At 70.7% G+C, this 22,845-nt stretch carries 24 protein-coding genes; 11 read left to right on the top strand and 13 right to left on the bottom strand.

The window, feature by feature from the left end:
• Positions 1-5: 5 nt before the first annotated feature.
• The 5 genes from MXD64_RS02090 to MXD64_RS02070 all read right to left on the bottom strand — a co-directional run bounded on the left by MXD64_RS02090 (position 6) and on the right by MXD64_RS02070 (position 4,570).
• Entirely contained in the window at positions 6-431 is a 426-nt protein-coding gene (locus MXD64_RS02090; RefSeq protein WP_017886459.1) for a Fur family transcriptional regulator, read from the bottom strand.
• On the bottom strand, positions 428-1,366 hold the full coding sequence (locus MXD64_RS02085; RefSeq protein ID WP_017886460.1) for a metal ABC transporter permease: 939 nt from the start codon (positions 1,364-1,366) through the stop codon (positions 428-430). Before MXD64_RS02085 ends, MXD64_RS02090 begins: the two co-directional genes overlap by 4 nt.
• A complete protein-coding gene (locus MXD64_RS02080; RefSeq protein WP_042538396.1) occupies positions 1,366-2,211 on the bottom strand; it encodes a metal ABC transporter ATP-binding protein in 846 nt (281 codons plus the stop codon). Before MXD64_RS02080 ends, MXD64_RS02085 begins: the two co-directional genes overlap by 1 nt.
• A gap of 47 nt (positions 2,212-2,258) precedes the next feature.
• The gene (locus MXD64_RS02075; RefSeq protein ID WP_017886462.1) at positions 2,259-3,173 is read right to left on the bottom strand and encodes a metal ABC transporter solute-binding protein, Zn/Mn family; all 915 of its coding nucleotides are present in this window, start codon (positions 3,171-3,173) and stop codon (positions 2,259-2,261) included.
• 128 nt (positions 3,174-3,301) lie between these two features.
• Positions 3,302-4,570 carry a PTS transporter subunit EIIC gene (locus tag MXD64_RS02070; protein ID WP_017886463.1) on the bottom strand — a complete coding sequence of 423 codons (1,269 nt, stop codon included), beginning with the start codon at positions 4,568-4,570 and terminating at the stop codon, positions 3,302-3,304.
• 178 nt (positions 4,571-4,748) lie between these two features.
• Between MXD64_RS02070 and MXD64_RS02065 the strand changes: the two genes are divergently transcribed.
• Positions 4,749-4,985 (top strand): PTS transporter subunit EIIB, encoded by a 237-nt coding sequence (locus tag MXD64_RS02065; protein WP_017886464.1) that lies wholly within the window; start codon positions 4,749-4,751, stop codon positions 4,983-4,985.
• Positions 4,982-5,434, top strand: coding sequence for a PTS sugar transporter subunit IIA (locus MXD64_RS02060; protein WP_017886465.1), 453 nt, complete (start codon positions 4,982-4,984; stop codon positions 5,432-5,434). Before MXD64_RS02065 ends, MXD64_RS02060 begins: the two co-directional genes overlap by 4 nt.
• A gap of 76 nt (positions 5,435-5,510) precedes the next feature.
• Here MXD64_RS02060 and MXD64_RS02055 read toward each other — a convergent pair whose 3' ends face one another.
• Entirely contained in the window at positions 5,511-6,245 is a 735-nt protein-coding gene (locus tag MXD64_RS02055; protein ID WP_017886466.1) for a GntR family transcriptional regulator, read from the bottom strand.
• 206 nt (positions 6,246-6,451) lie between these two features.
• Here MXD64_RS02055 and MXD64_RS02050 point away from each other — a divergent pair, with 206 nt between their 5' ends.
• From MXD64_RS02050 to MXD64_RS02040, 3 genes are all read left to right on the top strand, one after another.
• A complete protein-coding gene (locus MXD64_RS02050; RefSeq protein WP_161598079.1) occupies positions 6,452-6,844 on the top strand; it encodes a lactococcin 972 family bacteriocin in 393 nt (130 codons plus the stop codon).
• Between the two features lie 63 nt (positions 6,845-6,907).
• Positions 6,908-8,935: a hypothetical protein gene (locus MXD64_RS02045; protein WP_056069694.1), complete on the top strand. Its 2,028-nt coding sequence runs from the start codon at positions 6,908-6,910 to the stop codon at positions 8,933-8,935.
• Positions 8,932-9,570: an ABC transporter ATP-binding protein gene (locus MXD64_RS02040; protein WP_017886469.1), complete on the top strand. Its 639-nt coding sequence runs from the start codon at positions 8,932-8,934 to the stop codon at positions 9,568-9,570. The genes MXD64_RS02045 and MXD64_RS02040 overlap by 4 nt, the downstream gene beginning before the upstream one ends.
• A gap of 4 nt (positions 9,571-9,574) precedes the next feature.
• Here the strand turns inward: MXD64_RS02040 and MXD64_RS02035 are convergent, their stop codons facing one another.
• The 5 genes from MXD64_RS02035 to MXD64_RS02015 all read right to left on the bottom strand — a co-directional run bounded on the left by MXD64_RS02035 (position 9,575) and on the right by MXD64_RS02015 (position 15,287).
• On the bottom strand, positions 9,575-10,156 hold the full coding sequence (locus tag MXD64_RS02035) for a GNAT family N-acetyltransferase (protein WP_056069697.1): 582 nt from the start codon (positions 10,154-10,156) through the stop codon (positions 9,575-9,577).
• Positions 10,157-10,315: 159 nt separating this feature from the next.
• Positions 10,316-11,944 (bottom strand): dihydrolipoamide acetyltransferase family protein, encoded by a 1,629-nt coding sequence (locus tag MXD64_RS02030; RefSeq protein WP_263137069.1) that lies wholly within the window; start codon positions 11,942-11,944, stop codon positions 10,316-10,318.
• Positions 11,945-12,001: 57 nt separating this feature from the next.
• Positions 12,002-12,961 (bottom strand): alpha-ketoacid dehydrogenase subunit beta, encoded by a 960-nt coding sequence (locus MXD64_RS02025; RefSeq protein ID WP_031259385.1) that lies wholly within the window; start codon positions 12,959-12,961, stop codon positions 12,002-12,004.
• Positions 12,962-13,047: 86 nt separating this feature from the next.
• Positions 13,048-14,184, bottom strand: a complete 1,137-nt coding sequence (locus MXD64_RS02020) for a thiamine pyrophosphate-dependent dehydrogenase E1 component subunit alpha (RefSeq protein ID WP_259551563.1) — start codon at positions 14,182-14,184, stop codon at positions 13,048-13,050.
• Positions 14,185-14,207: 23 nt separating this feature from the next.
• On the bottom strand, positions 14,208-15,287 hold the full coding sequence (locus tag MXD64_RS02015) for a histidinol-phosphate transaminase (protein WP_214519169.1): 1,080 nt from the start codon (positions 15,285-15,287) through the stop codon (positions 14,208-14,210).
• A gap of 50 nt (positions 15,288-15,337) precedes the next feature.
• On the opposite strand from MXD64_RS02015, the gene MXD64_RS02010 reads away from it, so the two are divergent.
• The 5 genes from MXD64_RS02010 to MXD64_RS01990 all read left to right on the top strand — a co-directional run bounded on the left by MXD64_RS02010 (position 15,338) and on the right by MXD64_RS01990 (position 19,820).
• Positions 15,338-15,736, top strand: a complete 399-nt coding sequence (locus MXD64_RS02010) for a phage holin family protein (protein WP_017886475.1) — start codon at positions 15,338-15,340, stop codon at positions 15,734-15,736.
• A 47-nt stretch (positions 15,737-15,783) separates the two neighbouring features.
• Positions 15,784-16,296 (top strand): low molecular weight protein-tyrosine-phosphatase, encoded by a 513-nt coding sequence (locus tag MXD64_RS02005; RefSeq protein WP_017886476.1) that lies wholly within the window; start codon positions 15,784-15,786, stop codon positions 16,294-16,296.
• Positions 16,293-17,678, top strand: coding sequence for an adenylosuccinate lyase (gene purB / locus MXD64_RS02000; RefSeq protein WP_262118322.1), 1,386 nt, complete (start codon positions 16,293-16,295; stop codon positions 17,676-17,678). Before MXD64_RS02005 ends, purB begins: the two co-directional genes overlap by 4 nt.
• Positions 17,679-17,793: 115 nt before the next feature.
• Complete coding sequence (locus MXD64_RS01995; protein WP_017886478.1) at positions 17,794-19,011, top strand: hypothetical protein; 1,218 nt, start codon at positions 17,794-17,796, stop codon at positions 19,009-19,011.
• 2 nt (positions 19,012-19,013) lie between these two features.
• Complete coding sequence (locus MXD64_RS01990; protein ID WP_263137068.1) at positions 19,014-19,820, top strand: L,D-transpeptidase family protein; 807 nt, start codon at positions 19,014-19,016, stop codon at positions 19,818-19,820.
• 98 nt (positions 19,821-19,918) lie between these two features.
• Here the strand turns inward: MXD64_RS01990 and MXD64_RS01985 are convergent, their stop codons facing one another.
• Entirely contained in the window at positions 19,919-20,833 is a 915-nt protein-coding gene (locus MXD64_RS01985) for a LysR family transcriptional regulator (protein WP_140448236.1), read from the bottom strand.
• A 72-nt stretch (positions 20,834-20,905) separates the two neighbouring features.
• Between MXD64_RS01985 and MXD64_RS01980 the strand changes: the two genes are divergently transcribed.
• Positions 20,906-21,898 (top strand): EamA family transporter, encoded by a 993-nt coding sequence (locus MXD64_RS01980; protein ID WP_214585107.1) that lies wholly within the window; start codon positions 20,906-20,908, stop codon positions 21,896-21,898.
• Here the strand turns inward: MXD64_RS01980 and MXD64_RS01975 are convergent.
• Entirely contained in the window at positions 21,867-22,844 is a 978-nt protein-coding gene (locus MXD64_RS01975) for an epimerase (RefSeq protein ID WP_263137067.1), read from the bottom strand. The genes MXD64_RS01980 and MXD64_RS01975 overlap by 32 nt on opposite strands.
• Between the last annotated feature and the right edge of the window lies 1 nt (position 22,845).

Raw genomic sequence — 22,845 nt, 5'->3', positions numbered from 1 at the left:
GCAGGTTACTCGCCGGTCGGGTCCGTCGCGCGGGCGGCCGTGCACACGGCGCAGTCGCCGAAGATGTCGACGACGTGGCTGGCGTTGGTGAACCCGTTGGCGGCGGCGACGTCCTGCGCCCACTGCTCCACCGGGTCCGCCTCGATCTCGACGGTCCGACCGCAGTTCCGGCAGATCAGGTGGTGGTGGTGCGTGTCCGTCGTGCAGGCCCGGTAGAGCGATTCGCCGTCCTGCTGCAGCGAGTCGGCACCGCCCTCGGTCGCCAGGTCGGCGAGCGCCCGGTAGACGGTGGCCAGGCCGATGGTCGAGCCCTCGTCCCGCAGGTGCTGGTGCAGCGCCTGCGCGCTGACGAACCCCTCGGTGGAGTCGAGGGCGCCGCGCACCGCTTCGCGTTGCCACGTGTTCCGCTTCGTCTTCTGCACGGCGTTCATGCTGGCACCTCTTCCTTCCGACCGGCTGTCGACGTCGTCCCTGCCGGGAGGCCCGGCTCGTCCCCGCCACGCTGGCCCCGGCCGGCGACACGGTTGCGTCCCCGCTTGTCGCGTCGCGACCCGATGATCCGGCAGACCACCCAGATCGCGAACGAGATGGTCGTCACGTAGGGGCTGATCGGCAGTCCGCCGCCCAGTGCGAGCAGGATGCCACCGACGACCGACGTCACCGCGAACACCGTCGACAGCACCGGCACGACGACCGGGTGCGAGCTGAGGCGCAGCGCCGCGGCGGCCGGGGTGACGAGCAGGGACAGCACGAGCAGCGCCCCGACGATCTGCACCGACACGGCGGTGGCCAGTCCGAGCACGAGCATGAACACGATCGCCAGGGTGCGGACCGGGATCCCCGCGGCCGCAGCCACGTCGGGATCGACCGAGGCGAACATCAGCGGACGCCAGATGACGAGCAGCGTCGCGACGACGATCGCGGCGACCACGATCAGGACCGTCAGCTGCGGGTTGTCGACCGAGACGATCTGCCCGGTGAGCAAGCCGAACTTGTTCGCGGCACGGCCCTTGTAGAGCGCCAGGCAGAGGATGCCGAGCCCGAGCCCGAACGGCATGAGGACGGCGATGATCGAGTTGCGTTCCCGGGCCCTGGAGCCCAGCAGACCGATGAGCAGGGCGGCGACGACCGAGCCGACGAGCGAGCCGGAGACGACGTTCACCCCGAGCAGCAGCGACGCACTGGCTCCGGCGAACGAGAGCTCCGAGATGCCGTGCACGGCGAACGGCATGTTCCGGGCGACGACGAACGGGCCGATGAGCCCGCCGACGATGCCGAGCACCGCGCCGGCCCAGATCGAGTTCTGCACCAGCACGAGGAGCTGGCCGTAGTCCTGGAACGAGAAGACGGTCGACAGCAGGTCCATCAGATCCGCCCGTCGTCGGGCTGGTCGGCGTGCGGGTCGACCTCGCCCGGGTGGTGCTCGTGGGCCTCGTTCGCCCCGACGATGACGATGCGCCCCATGGTGCGGACGACGTCGACGGGCGTGCCGTACAGGTCGCTCAGGACGTCGGCGCGCAGGACCTCGTCGGGCGAACCGATCCGGAACCGGCCCCCGGCGATGTAGAGCACGCGGTCGACGACGTCGAGGATCGGGTTCACGTCGTGGGTCACGAAGAGCACGGCGGCCTGGCGCTGCCGGCGCTCGCGGTCGATGAGCTCGGTGATCCCGCGCTGGTGCCGCAGGTCGAGGGAGATGAGGGGTTCGTCGCAGAGCAGCAGGGCGGGGTCGGCGGCGATGGCCTGCCCGACACGCGTGCGCTGCTGCTCGCCACCGGAGAGCTCGGCGACGGGGGCGTCCGCGAACGCGGTGGCGCCGACCTCGTCGAGGACCCGGTCGATGCGTGCCCGGTCGGCCTTCGAGGCCCGCCGGATGCCCCATCGGTGTCCGGTCACGCCCTGGGCGACCATGTCCCGTGCGCGCAGGGGTGTCCCGGCTTCCATCAGGCGCTGCTGCGGGATGTAGCCGATCTTCCGGTGGCCGCGGTGCACGGGCTGCCCGAGGAACGACATCGTCCCGCTCGTCAGCCGCTGCTGCCCGAGGACCGTTCGGAGCAGTGAGGTCTTGCCGGCGCCGTTCGGCCCGAGGACCGCGACGAACTCCCCCGGCGCGAGGTCGAGGTCGAGGCCTGCCCAGAGCTTCCGGGCGCCGTAGGACAACCCGGCGTCGCGGAGCGCGAGGACCGGACGAGCCGCAGCCCGGTCGTCCACCGAGGTGGTCGCCGGGCCGTGGGTCGCCGCTGCTGCGGTCGAGGTCGTCACTTCTGGAGCGCTGCCTTCACCGCGTCGATGTTCGCCTGCTGCCACGAGACGTAATCCTGCCCCTTGGGGAGCGTCTCCGTGACACCGACGACGGGGATGTCGTTCTGCTCGGCGGCCTTCTGGACCTGTTCGGTCTCGGGGCTCGACGCCTGGTTGTTGTAGGCGAGGAGCTGCACGCGCTTGCCGGTGAACAGCGCGAGGGTGTCGCGGAGGGCCGCCGGCGGGACGTCGTCGCCTTCCTCGATGGCCTCGGAGAAGGCGGGCGGGGTCTCGTTCTCGAGGCCCATCGCGTCGAACAGGTACCCGGGCACCGGCTCGGTGTACGCCACCTTGTCGCCGGCGTCCTGCTTCTTGACGGCGTCGGTCTGGGACTCGAGGTCCTGGAGCTTGGTGGTGAGCGTGGCGGCGTTCTTCTGGAACGCGTCCTTGCCGCTCTCGTCGAGTGCGCTGAGGTCCTTCGTGACCGCCTCGACCAGCTTCACCATCGTGGGGTAGCTGTAGAAGACGTGCTCGTTGAACTCGGCACTCCCGCCCTTGTCGAGGCCGGAGAGCTTCACGACGTTGATCGTGTCGGCCTTGGTGTCCGAGGCGTTCGCGAGCGTCGTCATGAAGTCGTCGTAGCCGCCACCGTTCTCGATGAGCAGGTCGGCCTTCGACACGGAGAGCTGCGTGCGGGCACTCGACTCGAAGGAGTGCGGGTCCTGCGACGGGTCACTCAGGATGCTCGTGACGGTGACGGCGTCGCCACCGATGCTCTTGACGATCGAGCCGTAGACGTTCGTGGAGGCGACGACGTTGATCGTGCCGTCGCTGCTGGTGGCCTCCCCCGAGGCAGATGAGGTGGCGCACCCGGTCAGGGCGAGCGCGGCGGCGCCGGCGACGAGCGGGAGGGCGAGGAGGCGGTTGTGCATGGCACGACGCTAACGCCTACTGATAACGATTGTCAAAACCGCTATGAGGGCTCTCAGCGCGACCGCGAGACGGACGGGAGGCCCGGTGCCAGCTGGCACCGGGCCTCCCGTTTCAGAGACGCTCGCGTCTACGGCTTGGTGGCCGCGTCGATCGTGTTCTCGGCGATCGTGTCCTCTTCACGCCCGGGCGTGCGGAGGTTCCACTTCTTGATCACGAAACTGAACAGGAAGTAGTAGACGACCGCGTAGCCGAGGCCGATCGGGATGAGCCAGATCGCACCGTCCGCCTTGCCGAAGTTCAGCACGTAGTCGATCGCACCGGCCGAGAACGAGAAGCCGTCGTGGATCCCCAGGGCGTTCACCAGGGCGAGGGACGTACCCGTGAGCACCGCGTGGATCACGTAGAGCGGGAACGCGACGAACATGAACGAGTACTCGAGCGGCTCGGTGATGCCCGTCACGAACGAGGTCAGTGCGGCGGAGATCATGATGCCGCCGACGAGCTTGCGGTTCTGCGGCTTGGCGTTGCGCCAGATCGCCAGGGCACCGGCGGGCAGCGCGAACATCATGATCGGGAAGAAGCCGGTCTGGAAGATGCCGGCGGTCGGGTCGCCGTTGAGGAACCGAGCGATGTCGCCGTGGTAGATCACGCCGTCCGCGCCCGTGAAGCTGCCGAGCTGGAACCACGGGAAGAAGTTGAGCAGCTGGTGCAGCCCGATCGGGATGAGCATGCGGTTCACGAAGCCGAAGATGCCGCCGCCGATGACGGCGTTGTCGGCCACGGCCGTCCCCGCCGCGGTCAGCGCGATGTCGAAGTAGCGGTAGACGAACGACATCGCGACGGCGATGACGAGACCCGCGACCGCGGTGAGGATGGGGACGAGGCGGCGGCCCGAGAAGAACCCCAGGAAGTCGGGCATCTTCGTACGGTGGAACTTCTCCCACATGACCGCGGAGACGAGCCCCATCACGATGCCGCCGAGCACCCCGAAGTTGATCATCGCCTGGTCGCCGTTGGCGTCCTTCACGCCGTCGAGGACGATCGGCGACATCACCTTCCAGACCTCGAACATGACCATGTAGCCGACGACCGCGGCGAGGGCGGTGGTGCCGTCCGACTTCTTCGCCCAGCCGATCGCGATGCCCACCGCGAAGAGCAACGGCAGCCAGTTGAAGACACCGTTGCCAGCAGCCGAGATGACTCCGGCCCACTTGCCGAAGCCGGGGATCGCCCCGAGGAGGTCTGGCTGGCCGATGCGGAGCAGGATGCCCGCGGCGGGCATGACCGCGATCGGCAGGAGCAGGCTCCGTCCGAGGCGCTGGGCTTGTGCGAACAGCCGTGACTGCTTCTTCGGCTTCTTCTTCTCCGGCACATCCGCGGCAGTGGTGGCGCTCATCGGAGGTCCTCTCGTCATTGGGTGGAGCTGTCGGGGTGAGTTGAGTCGTGCAGCCAGCGCAGGTAACCTCGGCGGTGTCGCCAGGTCCGGTCCTGTCCGGTCATGACCAGTTCCGTAGTCTGATCCGAGAGCGGTCCGGTGTCAACCTGCGACGCAAACCCTTAACGAGGAGGAAACGATGGCCGACATCAAGGCAGCCGACATCATCGCCGCACTCGGCGGCGCCGAGAACATCGAAGAGGTCGAGGGCTGCATCACGCGCCTCCGCGTCGAGGTCGAGGACGGGGACCTGGTCGACAAGGCCGCCCTGCAGGCAGCCGGAGCCCAGGCCGTCGTCGGTGGCGGCACCGGCTGGCAGGTCATCGTCGGCACGGTCGCCGACAACCTCGCGCAGGACATCCAGGACGAACTGTGACCGTCGTCCGCACCCCCTTCGGCGGACCGGTCGTCGCCCTCGCCGACGTGCCCGACCCCGTGTTCGCCGGGCAGCTCGTCGGCGCCGGCGTCGCGGTCGACCCGACGGGTGTCGAGGGTGCGGTCACCGCGGTGGCCCCCGTCGACGGCACCATCGTCAAGCTGCACCCGCACGCATTCGCCCTGCAGGGTGCCGCTGGTGCCGACGTCCTGGTGCACGTCGGCATCGACACAGTGAAGCTCGCCGGCGAGGGCTTCGAGCTCCTCGCGACCGAGGGCGACACCGTCACCGCCGGCGACCCCGTCGTCCGGTTCACCCCCTCGGTGATCTCGGCTGCCGGGTACTCGCCGATCTGCCCGGTCGTCGTGCTCGGTTCGACGCCGGACAGCATCGACCAGGGAACCGTCGGCACCACGGTGCTCGACGGCGACACCCTGTACGAGGTCTAGGGGTTCTTCCTCGCCAGAGCGACTGGGTACTGCGGAACACCCGCAGCACACAGTCGCTTTCGCGTTGTCGGGCGGACTACGCGACCGCGGGGGTCGCGGTGACCTCCATCTGCACGCGGTAGCGGTCCGAGCGGTACCAGCTGCGGGTGTGCTCCACGGGCCGCTCCCCCGCGTACGACACCCGGTCGAACTCGAGCACCGGCGCTCCGGTCTTCGTGCCGAGCAGCGTCGCGACGTCGTCGGCCGCCGGGTTCGCCGCGACGGTCTGCTGCGCGCGGTCGATCGGGGTGCCGTACTCCGTGGCGATGATCGAGTACACCGACCCCGACAGGTCGTGGTCGAGCAGGCCCGGGAACGCATCGGCCACGAGCCAGGCGTCGTCGATCGACACCGGGGCACCATCGGCCATCCGCAGGCGCTTCACGTGGAAGGCCGGCACGTCGGGGTCGATCCGCAGGGCCGCCGCAGTGTCGGCCGGCGGCACCCGCTCCTCGCGCACGAGCACGACGGTGGTCGGCTCGTGTCCCATCGCCCGCATCTCCTCGGTGAACGAGGCGAGGTGCAGCGTCGACTGCACGGGCCGGTGCGCCACGAAGGTGCCCTTGCCACGGACGCGCTCCAGGTAGCCCTCGTTGACCAGCTGCCCGAGGGCCTCACGCACGGTGATCCGTGAGACGCCGTACTCGGCGATGAGCTGCCGTTCGGACGGGATCGCAGCACCGGGAGCCAGCCGCGTGGTGACGAGGTCGAGCAGGATGCGCCGCAGCTGCTGGTGCTTCGGTTCGGCACCCTCGGTGATGCGGCTCGTCATGCGTCCCTCGTGCTCCGTTGCTGGTCCTGGGCGGTGGTCATGCGCGGACATGACCAGTCCCCATCACAGTAGCGAGTCAGGCCGGGAAGACCAACGTCAGCCAACCCGGTCTCGGTGACACATGCATTTCAGATTCTTGACATCAGTTGTGCATGGCTGCCACGATCGGTCGAGCCTCATCGGGGGGCACATGGGAGGAAACAGTCGTGCGCAAGTCCAGAACGAAGATGCTCGTCGGCCTCGGTCTCACCGTCGGCCTGATCACGGGCACTGCGACGGCGGCCTCAGCTGCGCAGTTCGAGGTCATGGGATCAGGGTCGGAAGCCGGCGGAGTGGCCGTCGCTGCATCCGGCGGGAGTGCAGGCGGTGAGACCAGCGGCATCGGTACCAACAACGACGGCGGGGGCGGGAGCTTCTGGCAGTGGGGCGTCGGCAAGGACGACACCTGGTCGAACTACTTCCGCGAGAAGCGGTGCCACGGCGCGACTGCGGTCGGCAAGAAGTCGAAGCGCGTCACGAACGTGCCAGGCGGCCGGTACGCGATGGCGATGACACCGAAGGCACGCAGCGGCAACAAGGCGTACTACCACAACTGCTGAGACCGGGAGCGGGCGGTCCCGAGCGACCGTCCGCTCCGGCTCACGCTCGCCGCAAGGGGGACCATGAACATCCGCTCGGTGACGCTCGCCTACCTCGTCCCACCCCTCCTGGCTTCCGTCCTGGGCTTCGTCGGCCTGGTGCAGGTCAGCGAAGCCGGCATCGTGGGCGCCTCGTCCGTGGTGACCGCTGCCGCCGGTGCCGAGACCGGATCGAACCAGCGGGTCGCGACCGCACTCGAGCAGGTCGCCGAGGCCGAGCACGCGACGATCGCGCGGATGGTGGCGGACCGCGCGGCTCCGACGACGCGCCGCGTGGCGCTCGTCACCGACGCGCCTTCGAGCCGCGGTGCCGGCTGGCTCCTCGACGGGTACGAGGACTTCACGAGGTCGATGGTCACCACCGTCCGTCCGATGTCGGAACTCGACCAGTTCGACCCGACCGGCTCGTACTCGGTATTCGGGGACGACGACGCTCGGCGAGCCACCGTGCGCGCACTGGCCGACGCCGGGTACGAGGTCAGCGTGGAGCGCGTGCCGCTCCTGCAACGCATCGGCGTCACCGACGGCCTGGATCAGACCCTGGCCCTGGTCGGAGCACTCGTCTCGGGATGCGTGGCGCTCTGCCTGATGACGACCGTCGGGGCCCCTCGCCGCAGCGCAGTCCGCCGACTGCACGGAGACACCACAGCCGCCATCGTCATCCAGGAACTGGCTGAGCTCCGGACCGCCGTGCTCGTCACCGCCATCGGGGTACCCGTCGCCGCCATCGGGCTCTGGTTCTACAACGGGCTCGCTTCGGCGGCGACCCTCGCCGTCGCGATCTCCGCGTTCTGCGTGGGGCTGCTCGTACCGGTCGTCGTCGCGCACACGATGGGCACGGTGGTCGCGTGCCGACAGCCGTTGGTCGGCGCACTGCGAGGCGCTCGACCAGCGGGCGCGCTCCTGCTCGTCGCACAGATCGCGCGGGTGCCCGCGCTGCTGGTGCTCGTCGCGGCCGTCTTCGAACTGACCGGCGCGGTGACCACCGCACGACAGGGGACGGCTGAACGGGATCTGCGGGCGGCCGGCGAAACCGTCCAGCTCTGGGTCACCCCGGATCCGCGCCCGGTCGAGGAGCAGGCCTACTGGGACAGCATCGGTGACTTCGCCGGCGGGGCACTCGAACGGCGTGATGCGTTCCTCGCCGCTGCGGTCGAGGTGTCGAGTGGCAGCGGGAAGTCCACGGTCCCTGCGCTCGTCGTCGACCAGGGCTACCTCGACCTGCAGGACGTCCGTTCCGAGGACGGGGCCCGCATCACCACCGACGGCGCGGAGATCGCCGTGTGGATGCCCGCCGACAGTGGCCTCTCCCGCGAGCGGCTCGTCGAGGGCTTGACCGAATGGCAGTTGCGGGACGCACCCGCGGCCCTCCTCGAGCACGTCACCGGTGGCACGCTGGCACGTCAGCAGGTCTACTCGTACCCGGACGACGCGTCGTCGCGCGCGTGGCTCGAAGACGCCGTGATCGTGGTCGTCCCCACACCGGGCGACGTCTTCTCGGCCGATGAACTCGGATCGTGGTTGTCGACCGGAGACGTCGTCTTCACATCCCGTGCTGCCGCCGAGCGGTCGATCGGCGCATCGGGCCTCCGCACCGAGTTCAGCGCGGTCGTCGCGGTGGGTCAGTCTGCGGCGGAACAGGCACGGCATGCAGCGATGACCGTGGCGATCGGGACGGGCACCCTGGTCAGCACCCTCGCCGTCAGCGTCATGCTCGGTATGGTCGCCACGATCGCGCACCGACGCCGTCACGGCCGCGCGATGTTCGCGAAGTTCACCAGTGGCGTCTCGCCCGTCCGCACCGATGCTGGCCTGTTGACGATCGAAGCCGGCCTGGTATCGATCGCCGTCATCGCCGTCGTCAACACCTGGTGGTCGCAACGGCCGGACGGAAGCGGGCTCAGATCGGCACTCGACCCGGTCGTGCAGTCGGCCGGAGTCGCCGCGGCGCTCGCCCTCGTGACACTCGCGGCGGTGAGCGCCACCAGCCTCGTCGTCATGGCCGTCACGGCACGGAGGACTGCACGCAACCGAGGGAACGGATCACGATGATCGAGGTACGGAACGCGTCGAAGCGTCGCGGAGGCCATGCACTGTGGCACGACCTGACGTTCGATGTGGCACGGGGTGAGATCGTCGGCTTGGTCGGGCCGAGCGGCTGCGGGAAGTCGACGCTGCTCGACTGTGTCGGGCACATCGATGCGCTCGACGGCGGCACGATCCGGATCAACGGTGAGTCGGCAGGCTCGAACGAGCGGCGAGCACGACTGATCCGGCGGCGCCACCTCGGGTACCTGTTCCAGGACTTCGGGTTGGTACCCGACATGACGGTCCAGTCGAACGTCGACGTGGTTCGCCTGCCGGACGGACGGCGGAGACACCGAGGCCTCCGGACGGGTGAGGCCCTGGAACGTGTCGGTCTGGCCGGACGCGGAACCGACCGGGTCCACGAGCTCAGCGGCGGCGAGCAGCAGCGCGTCGCGATGGCACGGCTCCTGGTGAAGCGTCCGTCGGTCATCCTCGCGGACGAGCCGACGAGTGCCCTCGACGACGGCAACGCCGCGATGGTGCTCGACCTGCTGGACGAACTGGCGGCCGACGGAGCGGCCGTCCTGATCGCGACACACTCGTCATCGGTCGAAGCGCGCGCCGCACGGAGCATCACGCTCAGTGGACCCGCTCGCTGACGGGTCAGGCGTTGGCGACGAGCCAGGCGAACTGCTCGTCGGAGAGCAGCCGATCGGTCCAGACCTGCCCCTCGACGCCGGCGGCCGCACGGTTCTGCGCGGCGGGAGCCCCCTGCCACACCAGCGACAGCCCAGCTCGACGCAGTACAGCGGCGGAAGCAGGGTTGTTCGTGAGCACCCGGCCGGTCACCGGGACGTCGGGAGCGGTGTCGCCGGCGGCACGGACGGCAGCGAGCGCGATCTCGGACGCGAAACCCTGCCCCCAGGCGGCCGGCGCCAGGCGGTAGCCGAGGTTCCAGACCCCGCCGGCGGTCATGTCGATCCCCCCGACGCCGACGAAGGCGTGGTCCGAGGCGCTGCGGACAGCCCACGACCCGAGGCCGTGCCGCGCACGACCGCCGATCTTGCGCTGGACCATGTCCACACTCGAGCTCCGCGCCACGTGCCGTCCGGTGGGCAGGTGCTGCCACGTGCGGGCGTCCGAGAAGAGCGCGTGCACGTCGTCGATGTCGGCCGGCGTCAGCGGGGCGAGCAGGAGGCGATCCGTTCGGATCTCCTGCGAGGGGGTCAGGAGCTGGTGGACCATGCACTGATCATGCCGCCGACCCCCGACATCCGTGTGAACACCACGCGACGTTTGCGGAAGCCCGCAGATGGGGAACAGAAATGGTCGAGTGGCTCGAAGCAACCCGACCATTTCTGCTCACGAAGCGGAACGACCGACGAGAGAGCCGCTGACCGGCGCTCAGTCGAGCAGGAGCGCGGGCTCCTCGAGCACCGAAGCGACGTCGTGCACGAAGCGGGAGGCCACGTCACCGTCGACGACCCGGTGGTCGAACGAGGCACCGATGGTCGTCACCATGCGCGAGCGGACCTCGCCGTCGACGACCCACGGCTTCGGCTTGATCGTGCCCATGGCGACGATCGCGACCTCGCCCGGGTTGAGGATCGGGGTGCCGGTGTCCATGCCGAACACACCGATGTTCGTGATCGACACGGTGCCGTTCGCCATCTGCTTCGGCGTCGTCTTCCCGTCGCGGGCGGTCAGGGTGAGTTCCTCGAGCGCCTGCGCCAGCTCGAGCAGCGACATGTCCTGCGCGTCCTTGATGTTCGGCACGATGAGCCCGCGGGGGGTCGCCGCGGCGATGCCGAGGTTCACGAAGTGGTGGACGATGATCTCGCGGTCGGTCCAGGTCGAGTTCACCGAACGGTTGCGGCGGACGGCCCAGATGACGGCCTTCGCGACGATGAGCAGCGGCGAGACCTTGACGCCGGCGAACGTCGGCGAGGCCTTGAGCCGCTTGACGAACTCCATCGTGTGGGTCGCGTCGACGTCGACGAAGAGCGACACGTGCGGTGCCGTGAACGCGGACGTCGTCATCGCGGTGGCAATGGCCTTGCGGACGCCCTTGACCGGGATCGTCTCGCTGCGGACCTCGCCCCACTCGGGCGTCTCGATGTTGCGGAAGACGCTGGCCTGCTTCGCGTGCCGGATGACGTCGTCGCGGGTGACCTCGCCGGCGAGACCGGTCGCGACGATCTCGGTCAGTTCGACGCCGAGGTCCTTCGCGAGCTTCCGGATCGGCGGCTTCGCCAGCACGTTGGTCGCGGTGCTCTGCTTGTGCGCGGAGCCCGTCCCGAGAGCGCTGATGGCCTCGGCCGTGCGCTCCTCGCCCGGGTCGACGGAGGCTTCGGCCGCCGCCGCGGTGTCCGCACTGGAGGCACGGCTCGCCTCAGCCGCGAGCGCTGCGGCCCGGCGGGCGCCCGGCTTGCGACGGGACGGCGACGAGGTCGCCGAGCCGTAGCCGACGAGGACGGCGCCGGAGGACTCGTCCGTCCCGTGGACGGAGGCGTCGACCGCGACCGGCCGGGCCGGCGTCGCGGGTGCCGCAGCTGCCGCGGGGGCAGCAGCCGGAGCAGGCGCGACCGGTGCCGGGGCCGCGGCTGCCGCGGGAGCGGGAGGGGTCTGCGCGACCGGGGCCGACGGGGCGGCGGCGGCCGGAGGGGTGGACGCGACCACCGGCGAGACCGGGGCGGTCTGGGCGACGGGCGTCGCGCCTCCAGGCTGCTCGACGGGCTGCTCGACAGGCTGCTCGGCAGGGGGCGTGAGCGCGGCTCCGGACGCGACCGACGCGTCCGAGTCGACGCGGATGATCGGCTTGCCGACCTCGACCGTGTCACCCTCGGACACCAGCAGGCCGGTGACGGTGCCGGCGAACGGCGACGGCAGCTCGACCAGCGACTTCGCGGTCTCGATCTCGACGAGCACCTGGTCGACGGCGATCTCGTCGCCGATCGCGACGCGCCACTGCACGATCTCGGCCTCGGTGAGACCTTCACCCACGTCGGGCAGGGGGAATTCGGCGGCGGCCACTACGGCTCCTTCGTGGATCTGGTCGAGCTCGGTCGGACGGGTCCTCGGTCGGACGGGTCAGTAGGCGAGGGCGCGGTCGACGGCCTCGAGGATGCGGTCCGCATCCGGCAGGTGCAGGTGCTCGAGCTTCGAGACCGGGAACGGCACGTCGAACCCGGAGACCCGGAGCGGCGGTGCCTGCATCGTGTAGAACGCCCGCTCGGCGACGGTCGCGGCGATCTCGCTGCCGACGCTGACGAAGCCGGAGGCCTCTTGCGCGATGACCAGGCGACCGGTCTTGCGGACCGATGCGACCAGCGGCTCCCAGTCGATCGGCGAGATCGAGCGGAGGTCGATGACCTCGCAGCTGGTGCCCTCGGCCTCGGCGATGTCCGCGGCCTGCATCAGGGTGGCGACCATCGCGCCGTGGCCGACGAGGGTGACCTCGGTGCCGGTGCGGGCGACGCGGGTGGTGTGCATCGGGACGTGGCCGTCGACCAGGTCCACCTGGCCCTTGGGCCAGTAGCGCGACTTCGGCTCGAGGAAGACCACCGGGTCCTTGGACGCGATGGCTTCCTGGATCATCCAGTAGGCGTCGTTCGGGGTGCTCGGGCTGACGACCCGCAGACCCGGGGTGTGCGCGAAGTACGCCTCGGGGGACTCCTGGTGGTGTTCCACGGCGCCGATGTGGCCGCCGTAGGGGATGCGGATGACGACGGGCAACGACATGTGCGCCGGCAGGCGGTTCGCCATCTTCGCGAGCTGCGAGGTGATCTGGTCGAAACCGGGCCACACGAAGCCGTCGAACTGGATCTCGACGACCGGGCGGTAGCCGCGCAGGGCGAGGCCGATCGCGGTGCCGATGATGCCGGCCTCGGCGAGCGGGGTGTCCCGCACGCGCTCGGCACCGAAGCGGTCCTGCAGGCCCTCGGTGATGCGGAAGACGCCGCCCAGCTGGCCGATGTCCTCGCCCATCAGCAGGACCTTGTCGTCCGCTTCCATGGCCGCGGCGAGCCCGGCGTTGAGGGCCTTGGCCATCGGCAGGGTCGGGGTGGGGTCGCTCGGGACCTCGCCGGCGCCCGGGTGGGAGCGCAGGGTGTAGTCGAAGAGCTGCTCGGTGGTGCTCATGCGTGGGCGCCCCCTTCGAAGCCGGCCTCGTACTGGGCGAGCCAGGCCTTCTGCTCGGTGATCCGCGGGTGCGGTTCGCGGTACACGTTGTCGAACATGACGTCGACGGACGGTGCGGTCAGGGCGACGGTGCGGCGTCGGACGTCGGCGGCGATGTCCTCGCCCTCTTCGTCGAACGCGGCGAACTGCTCGTCCGTCGCACCCTTCGAGCGCAGGTACGCCTCGGACCGGACGATCGGGTCGCGGAGGACCCACTCCTCGAGCTCGCCGTCGGCGCGGTACCGGCTCGGGTCGTCGGAGCTGGTGTGCGCACCGATGCGGTAGGTGTCGGCCTCGATGAAGGCCGGGCCCTGGCCGCTGCGAGCGTGCTCGGTCGCGACGACCGAGGCCGTGTAGGACGCGAGGATGTCGTTGCCGTCGATCAGGACGCTCGGGATCCCGAAGCCGCGCGGGCGGTCGACGAGCGGCGTCGGGGACTGCACCGACACCGGCACCGAGATGGCCCAGTGGTTGTTCTGCAGGAAGAAGACGACCGGGGCCTTGGTGGACGCGGAGAACACGAAGGCCTCGTTCACGTCGCCCTGGCTGGTGGCGCCGTCGCCGAAGTAGACGATCGAGCAGGCGTCGCGGTCCGGGTCGCCCGTGCCGACGTCGCCGTCGAGCTTCTGGCCGAGCGCGTACCCGGTGGCGTGCAGGGTCTGCGAGCCGATCACCAGAGTGGAGATGTGCGTGTTGCCGCGCTGGTCCGGGTCCCACCCGCCGTGGGTCTGCCCGCGGTACATCGCGATGATCTCCATCGGCTCGACGCCGCGGTGCATCGTGACGGCGTGCTCGCGGTACGACGGGAACACGTGGTCCTGGGCGCGCAGGGCGAAGGCGGAGCCGGTCTGCGCGGCTTCCTGCCCGTGGCTGGGCACCCACAGGCCGAGCTGGCCGGTGCGCTGCAGGTTGTGGCCGGCGTGGTCGAACCGACGGGTGAGCACCATGCGGCGGTGCATCGCCAGCAGGGTCTCGTCCGGGATCGCTCGCGCGGCGGCGGCGAACTCGGCGTTCTCGTCGGTCTCCACGAACCGACCCTGGGGGTCGAGGAGCCGGACGGTGGTCGTCGCGGGAGCCGCGGCGCGGAATGACATGCGGGCCAGCGTAGCGCCAGGCACTAGTCGGCCACCTGGAGGTCCCCCACAAGTGAGCGGGCTGTTTCGAGGAGCGTTCCCACAGCTTCGTGCTCGCCGATCGAGATGCGGATGCCCTCCGGCGGGAAGGCCCGGACGATGATCCCGGCGTCCTCGAACGCGGCCGCGGCGGTTGCCGTGCGGTCCCCCGTCGGCAGCCAGAGGAAGTTGCCCTGGGCGTCGGGGACGTCCCAACCCTGGGCCCGGAGCTCGGCGACGATCCGGTCGCGCAGCGCCGCGATCTCGGTCACGCGTTCGAGCAGTTCGGCCTCGCGTTCCAGGCTGGCGAGCGCTGCAGCCTGGCCCTGGGCGGTCACGGACAGTGGGATGGCGCAGGCACGGACGGCGTCGAGGACGTAGTCCGGACCGAGCGCGTAGCCCACCCGGAGGCCGGCCAGCCCGTACGCCTTCGAGAAGGTGCGGAGGACCACGAGGTTGGGGTGCGCGGCGAGCAGCGGGTGGCCGTGGACCGCTGCCTCGTCGGTCACGAACTCGGCGTATGCCTCGTCGAGCACGATCAGCACCGACTGCGGCACCGCTGCCATGAACGCGTCGAACTCCGCGGCGGTCACGATCGGCCCCGTCGGGTTGTTCGGTGAGCAGACGAGCACCATGCGGGTGCGCTCGGTGACGGCAGCGGCCATCGCGTCCAGGTCGTGCCCGCCGTCGGCACGGTTCGGCACCTGCACGCTCGTGGCACCGGCGACCGTGACGACCCCCGGGTAGGCCTCGAACGAACGCCAGGCGTAGACGATCTCGTCACCGGGGCCCGAGGTGGCGCGGGCGAGCTCGTGCAGGATCGCCACGCTGCCCGGGGCGACGTGCACCTGCTCGGCGGTCAGCCCGAAGCGGTTGGCCAGCACGGCGCGCAGGGCGAGGGCGGTGGCGTCGGGGTAGCGGTTGAACGACGTCTGGGCCTGCACGGCCTGGACGACCCCGGGGAGCGGCGAGAACGGGTTCTCGTTGCTCGACAGCTTGAAGGCGGAGTCGGACGCCTGACGTCCCTGCTTGTAGGCGGGGAGGACGGCCACCTCGGGCCGGATGTGCACACGCTGCTCGGTCACGGGTTCAGGCTACCGGCCCGTGCGCGGGTGGCGGAGGGCATCATGGACGCATGCGATTCCTCGTCCGCCTCGTCGTCAACGCCCTCGCGCTCTGGCTCACCACGCTGATCGTCAGCGGCGTCTCCGTGACGCCCTTCGGTGACGGCGGGACCACCGCGACCGTGCTCACCTTCCTGCTCGTGGCGTTCGTGTTCGGCCTCGTGAACGCCGTGATCGGCACGCTGATCCGGATCGTGGCCTTCCCGATCTACATCCTGACGCTCGGGCTCATCTCGTTCGTCGTCAACGCGATCCTGTTGCTCATCGTCGCCGGCATCTCAGAGGCATTCGGCTTCGGGCTCGAGGTCGACTCCTTCGGCTGGGGCATCGTCGGTGCCTTCGTGCTCGCGGTCTTCGCCTGGCTGATCGGGCTCTTCGCCCGGCCGGTGCTCAACCGCCAGCGGGCGTGAGGTCGGCGGACGTCGCGGAGGACCCCGCCCTGCGTCATGATGTGCTCATGACCCAGGACGTCGACGCCCCGTTCCGCGTCTCGTTCGTCTGCAGCGGCAACATCTGCCGCTCCCCCATGGCCGGTGTCGTGTTCGCGCAGATCGCCGCCGACGCCGGTCTCGCGGACCGTTTCCAGGTGGAGTCGGCCGGCACGGGTGACTGGCACGTGGGTGAACCCGCCGACGAGCGCACGATCGCAGCGCTGGCGGCGCGCGGATACGATGGCAGCAGGCATCGCGCCCGTCAGTTCGACCCGGACCGGTTCCCGGACCTCGACCTGGTGGTCGCACTCGACCGCTCCCACGAGCGCATCCTGCGTTCGTGGGCCCCGACCATGGACGACTCCGCCAAGGTGACGCTCCTGTTGCGGTACGACGCCGCCTGGCCCCAGCAAGCCGACGTGCCGGACCCGTACTACGCGGACCGGCACGAGTTCGACCGAGTGCTCTCGACCGTCGAACGGGCCTGCCGGGCGCTCTTCCACCAGCTCGAGCCGGCAGTCCGTCAGGGAGCCCCATGACCCCCCTTCCCCCGCAGCCGATCAGCCCGCTCGACGGGCGCTACTACCCGATCGTGCACACGGTGGGCGAGCACCTCTCCGAGGCCGGCCTCAACCGCGCGCGCATCGTGGTCGAGGTCGAGTGGCTCATCTTCCTGACCGACCACGCCATGTTCACCACGTCGCCGCTCAGCGTCGACGACAAGGCGGCACTCCGTCGGATCGTCGAGACCTTCGGCCAGGACCAGATCGCGGAGCTCGCCGAGATCGAGGCGACGACCCGTCACGACGTGAAGGCCGTCGAGTACTTCGTGCGCCGCCGACTGTCCGAGCTCGGGCTCGACGCGATCGCCGAGCTCACCCACTTCGCCGCCACGAGCGAGGACGTCAACAACCTGTCCTACGCGCTCACCGTGCGGGACACCGTCGAGCAGGTCTGGCTCCCCGGCTTCCGGGCCGTGCTCGAGAAGCTCCGGACGCTCGCCGTCGAGCTGCGGAGCGTGCCGATGCTCTCGCACACGCACGGCCAGCCGGCGACCCCCACGACGCTCGGCAAGGAGCTCGCGGTCGTCGTCTACCGGCTCGAGCGCGTGCTCGCCCAGATCGAGGGCGGCGAGTACCTCGGCAAGTTCTCCGGCGCGACCGGCACCTTCTCCGCGCACCTCGCCGCGGACCCCGAGGCCGACTGGCCCGCCCTGTCCCGCGAGTTCGTCGAGGGCCTCGGCCTGACGTGGAACCCGCTCACCACGCAGATCGAGTCGCACGACTGGCAGGCCGAGCTGTACGACCGGGTGCGTCACGCCAACCGGATCCTGCACAACCTGGCGACCGACGTGTGGACCTACATCTCGATGGGGTACTTCACGCAGATCCCCGTCGCGGGTGCCACCGGGTCGTCGACCATGCCGCACAAGATCAACCCGATCAAGTTCGAGAACGCCGAGGCGAACCTCGAGATCTCGTCGGCGCTCTTCTCGACGCTGTCCGAGACGCTCGTGACGAGCCGCCTGCAGCGCGACCTGACCGACTCCACGACGCAGCGGAACATCGGCGTCGCGTTCGGGCACTCCCTGCTCGCGCTCGACAACCTGCGCCGTGGTCTGGGCGAGATCGCCGTGAACGAGGCCAAGCTCGCCGACGACCTCGACCACAACTGGGAGGTCCTCGCCGAGGCCATCCAGACGGTCATCCGCGCCGAGGTCACCGCCGGACAGTCGAACATCGAGGACCCCTACGCGATGCTCAAGGAGCTCACGCGGGGCAAGCGGGTGGGCCAGCAGGACCTGATCGTCTTCGTGAACCGCCTGGACATCTCGGACGGCGCGAAGGCCCGGCTGACCAACCTGACGCCGGCGACCTACACGGGCCTGGCGGACGAGCTGGTCGACCACCTCGACGTCTGAGCGCGGCGGCGCGAGCTGGGGGATGCGGAAACCTGAGCGGTTCGATAGGTTGGAGCTGCTGAGTACATCTCAGCACGGGGGGCGTCGCAGTGGATGCACCCTGTCCACTGACCGGATGGATCTCCACACCGTGCTTCGTTCTCGCATCACCGCGGCCGCCGTCGGCGCCACCGTGCTCGGCGTCTCCGCCGCCCTCGTCCCGACGGTCTCGACCGCCCTGTCAACGGACGGCTCCGCTTCGGCCATCGTCACCTGGACCGACTCGGCCGACGACTTCACGGCCGCGCCGACCGGCACGTTCCCGCTGACCGACCAGTGGTACTGGGCGGACATCACCGACGTGGGCGGCGGTGGCACGATCACCGACCACGCCACGATCGACGAGGACGGCCTGTCGGTCTCCGAGGGCGAAGCCGTTGCACTGATCCGTGGCCTGAACAAGCCCGTGGCCCCGAGCGCCGTCCCGGCCCTCGCTTCCGGCATCAGCATGACGACGACCGGGGCGACGTCGTTCGGTCTCGCCGTGCAGGCAGGCGGCGACTCCACCGCGCAGTCCGTGGTCTTCGCCACCGACGAGCCCGTCACGGATGGCGGCGCGAGCGTCGACGGCACCAAGAACTGGATCGACCCCTCCACCGGTGACGTCGAGTCGTCGGCCGAGCTCGCCGCCGACCTGCGTGACGCGGACGCCGAGGTCGTCGGCTACGTCGTGTACGTCGGCCTCGACATCGCCGGCGAGATCACCACTCCGCCGACCGAGCCCACCGAGACGCCGGCCCCGACCGACCAGCCCACCCCGGCCCCGACCGTGAACGGCGCTCCGGCTCCGACCGCCGAGGTGCCCGGCACCGAGCTGAAGAGCCTCGCCTCGCCGCTCGAGGTCAACGGCCAGGCCCTCGCCGCCGACGCCAGCGGTTCGATCTCCGCGCTCCGCGTCGACGACACCACGACGTACTTCACGCCGCAGCCCACCGCGACCGCCGACGCGCCGACGTCCTTGCGCGTTTCGCAGACCCTCACCGGATTCCAGGTGACGGGTGCAGGCTTCGCCCCGAACGAGTCCGTCGCGGCGACCGTCACGCAGGGCGGCGAGACCTACTCGATCCGCACCAATGCTTCGGTGGCGGACGATGAGGGCGACGTCGTCGTCGTGGTGGTCCTGCCCGAGGGTGCCGTGAGCGCCGGCGCGTACACCGCCACGCTCGAAGGCCGATCCTCGAGCCAGACCGCTTCGGCCGACGGCTCCTTCATCGCCGACCCGGCCGCCGCCGGTGACCCGGGCACGGCTCCGGTTGCCGTCCCGGTGCCCGGAACGGCGACCTTCACGGGCTGATCTTGCCGATCCTCCCGACCGAGCCACGGCGGCGTGCGACTGTGATCGCCGCCGCCGTGGCCGTCGTCTGTGCGGGGGCCGTCGCGTTCGTCGCGCTCGGCCCCCTGTCAACCGCGCCCGCCCCGACACCGACCCGGTCCGTCGCGGCACCGACGCCCACCCCCACGACGACACCGGAGCCGACCCGGTCGGCAGCACCCGTCGACGCGGTCGACGCCCCGGTCAGCACCACCGTCGCCGCCGTCACCGGCGCGTCCGTCCCGGTCAGCGCGAGCGCGGGCGGCACGGCGACACAGACCCTCGAGAACCCGCAGGCGTCCGGAGCCCCGCTCGTCTTCCGGGTCGTCGACCAGCAGGACGGCTGGGCGGAGGTGCAGCTCGCACAGCGCCCGAACGGCAGCACCGGCTGGGTGCCGACCAGCGCCGTCACCCTGACCGAGGACCCGTACGCGATCGTCGTCACCCGTTCGACGAACACCCTCGACCTGTACAAGGCCGGCAAGGTCGTCGACAGCTACCCCGTCGCCACCGGCACCGGTGGCACCCCGTCGCCGACCGGTCGGTTCGCCCTGACCGAGCTGCTCGCGCCGACGAACGAGGGCTACGGCCCGTACGCGTACGGCACGACGGCGTTCTCGGACGTGCTCAACTCGTTCGGCGGCGGCCCCGGACAGATCGGGCTGCACGGCACCGACGACACGTCGAGCATCGGCACCGCCGCCTCGCACGGCTGCATCCGCATGCACAACGACGACATCACCGCGCTGGCGGAGCGCCTGCCGCTCGGCACCCCGTTCCAGGTGCGCTGACGCGGTCACGCCGCCACAGAAGCGCGTCTGCCGCGGCCCGGCCGTGGCCGCCCACGGCCTGGAGGCACGGCGTGCGCCCGGCAGTGGGCGCAACCGTCTCAGGTGGTGACGTCCAGGGCGACGGCGACCAGGGCCTCCAGGACGGTGCGCACCACGGGACGGACGGCACGGTCGGGGCGGACGAGTGCCTCGATGCGGCGTCCGGCACGGACGTCGGCGAGCTCGGCCAGGTGGAAGCGGCCGGCGGCCCGCGTGCCCGTCGTGTACCGCGGGACGAGCGCGATGCCGTGCCCGGCGGCCACCAGGTTCTCGATGAGCGGCAGGTGGATCGTGCGGAACGCGACGCTCGGCGGGGTGTCCGTCGCCGCGGCCATGGCGTGCAGGACCCGGTCGATCGGGTACCCCTCCGGGACGCCGATCCACGTCTCCCCGACGACCTCGTCGATGCCCACGCGCGCGCGGCCGGCCAGGGCGTGGCCTGGTGGCAGGGCCACGTCGAGGGGCTCCCTGAGCAGCGGGACGGTCTCCACCGATCCTTGGTCGGCCGGTCGGACGCCGTCCGACCGGTGCCCGACGACCACGTCGTGGTCCGCGGCGAGCGGTGCGAACTCCCCCTCGCTGACGTCCACGTCGACCAGGGTCAACGCGATGCCCGGGTGCGCCTGCATCCGGGTGAGCACGCCGGGCAGCAGCAGTTCCGCCGCCGACGGGAAGATCGCCAGCGACACCGGTCCGGTCGTCCCGCCCAGGTGCTCCTGCCAGGCCGCGTCCACCCGCGCGATGGCGGTGGCGACCCCGGACGCCAGGCCGGCGAGCACCTCGCCGTGCGGGGTCAGCCGGACCCCGCGGCCGACGCGTTCGACCAGCGGGACCCCGACCTGCCGTTGCAGGGTCTGCAGCTGCTGGGAGACGGCGCTCGGTGTGCGGTGGGTGGCCTCGGCGACGGCGGTGACACTCCCCCGCTCGGCGAGCTCCCGCAGGACCGCCAGCAGCTGCACGTCGAAGTCGACCATGCAGGGACCCTACATCGTGGTTCGCGAAGGTTTCGATGGACCTACAACGTCGTGCCCGGGACGATGAGGAGCATGACCGCCCGAGACCGCCTCCTCGCCGTCGTCGTCGCCGTGGTCTGGGGACTGAACTTCCCCGCGACGGCACTCGCGCTCGAGCACTTCCCGCCGTTCCTGCTCGCAGCGCTGCGGTTCACGATCCTGGCGGTCCCGACGCTGCTGTTCGTGCCGCGGCCCCGGATCCCGTTCGGGCGGCTGCTGCTCGTCGGCCTGGGGCTCGGGGTGCTGCAGTTCTCGTTCCTGTACCTCAGCATGGCGTCCGGCATGCCGTCGGGGCTCGCCTCGCTGGTGCTGCAGGCCTCCGCGCCGTTCACGGTGGTGCTGGCCGGGGTGTTCCTGCGCGAGCGGCTGACCGGACGGCAGGTCGTCGGGGTCACCGTCGCCGTGGCCGCCCTCGCCGCGATCGCCCTGCACCGCTCGCAGACCGCCGCGCTGCTGCCGGTCGTGCTCGCACTGTGCGGTGCGCTCGGGTGGGCGATCGGCAACGTCGCGACCCGACGAGCGGGAGCCGCGAACCCGCTGCACCTGACCCTGTGGTGGTCCGTCGTGCCACCGGTCCCGATGGTTGTGCTGTCGCTCGTGGTCGAGGGGCCGGACCGCATCGGCACCGCACTCGGTTCGGCGTTCACGGCGGCCGCGCTGCCCGCTGACCTGGGCCTGTTGTACATCGTGGTCGTCGCCACCCTGGTGGGCTACGGCATCTGGTCACGGCTACTGGCGGCCTACCCGTCGAGCACGGTCGCACCGTTCTCGATGCTCGTGCCGGTGGTCGGGGTGCTCGCGTCGTGGGCGGCCTTCGGCGAGGTGCCCGATCTGGTCGAGGTGCTCGCCGGCGCGGTCGTCGTGGCCGCCGTGCTGTGGTCGTCGCGCCCGGCCCGCGGGCCACGGCCGGGAGCGTACCCGGCGCCAGCCCCGGCCCCGGCACCGGCCCCGGCCCCGGCCCCGGCCCCGATCGACGGGGTCCCGGTCCCGGTGCTCAGCCCCGGTGCTGGCGACGCTCCGCGATGATCCCGGCGAGCGCCCCACGCAGGTGCGGGTAGCGGAACTCGTAGCCGGCCTCGGTCAGCCGGGTCGGCACCACCCACCGGCTCTTCAGCACGAGTTCGGTCTCGGTGCGGATCACGAACGACCCGAGCTCGAGCATCCACCGGAACGTCGGCACCCCGAACCGGCGCCCGACGGCGTCGCGGATGGTCGCCATGACGGTTCGGTTGTCGGACGGGTTCGGGCTCGCCACGTTCACCGGCCCCTCGATCTCCGGGTGGTCGCGGAGGAACCGGATCGACCCGAGGACGTCGGCGATGTGCACCCAGCTGAACCGCTGCCGACCGTGGGTGGGCCGGTGGTGGTGGTAGGTGCCGGCGCGGAGCCGGGATCGGGTCGGCACCCACGGCGCGTCGTACTGCGGCCCACCGAGGCCGGCCTGGGCGAGCCGGAGGAGCGGCAGCAGGGCGCTGCCGTCGCCGAACACGATCGCCATCCGGAGTGCCACACGACGGGTGCCGGGCAGGTCGGCGCCGAAGAAGGCGTCCTCCCACGCGCGCGCCACCGAGACCGAGAACCCCTCGCCGATCTCCCCCGTCGCTTCGTCCTGCGGGCGGTCGTCGGCGTGCCGGTAGATCGTCGCGGTCGAGGCGTTCAACCACAGCGGCGTCGGGTGCTCGGACGTCCGGATGGCCTCGGCGAGCTCGAGCGTGGTGTCCACCCGCGAGCGCATGATCTCGGCGCGGTTGCGTCGGCCGTACCGGCAGTTGACGCTCTTGCCCGCCATGTTCACGACGATGGCGGCGCCGTCGACGAGTTCCCGGATGCGCATGGTGTTGCCCCACACGGCGTCGCCGGTCCGCCCGATCGTGACGACCTGGTAGCCCTCTTCCGTGAAGGCGTCCCGCAGGTACTGCCCCACGAAGCCGCTCGCTCCCGCGATCACGACGCGGCCCTTCTGGTCGCTCATC

Origin of the sequence: Curtobacterium sp. Arg-1 (assembly GCF_025643395.1) — a bacterium.
Taxonomy (GTDB): Bacteria; Actinomycetota; Actinomycetes; order Actinomycetales; family Microbacteriaceae; genus Curtobacterium; species Curtobacterium poinsettiae.
Note: the sequence above shows the minus strand (reverse complement) of the source record. Positions and strands in the feature narration are given on the sequence as shown.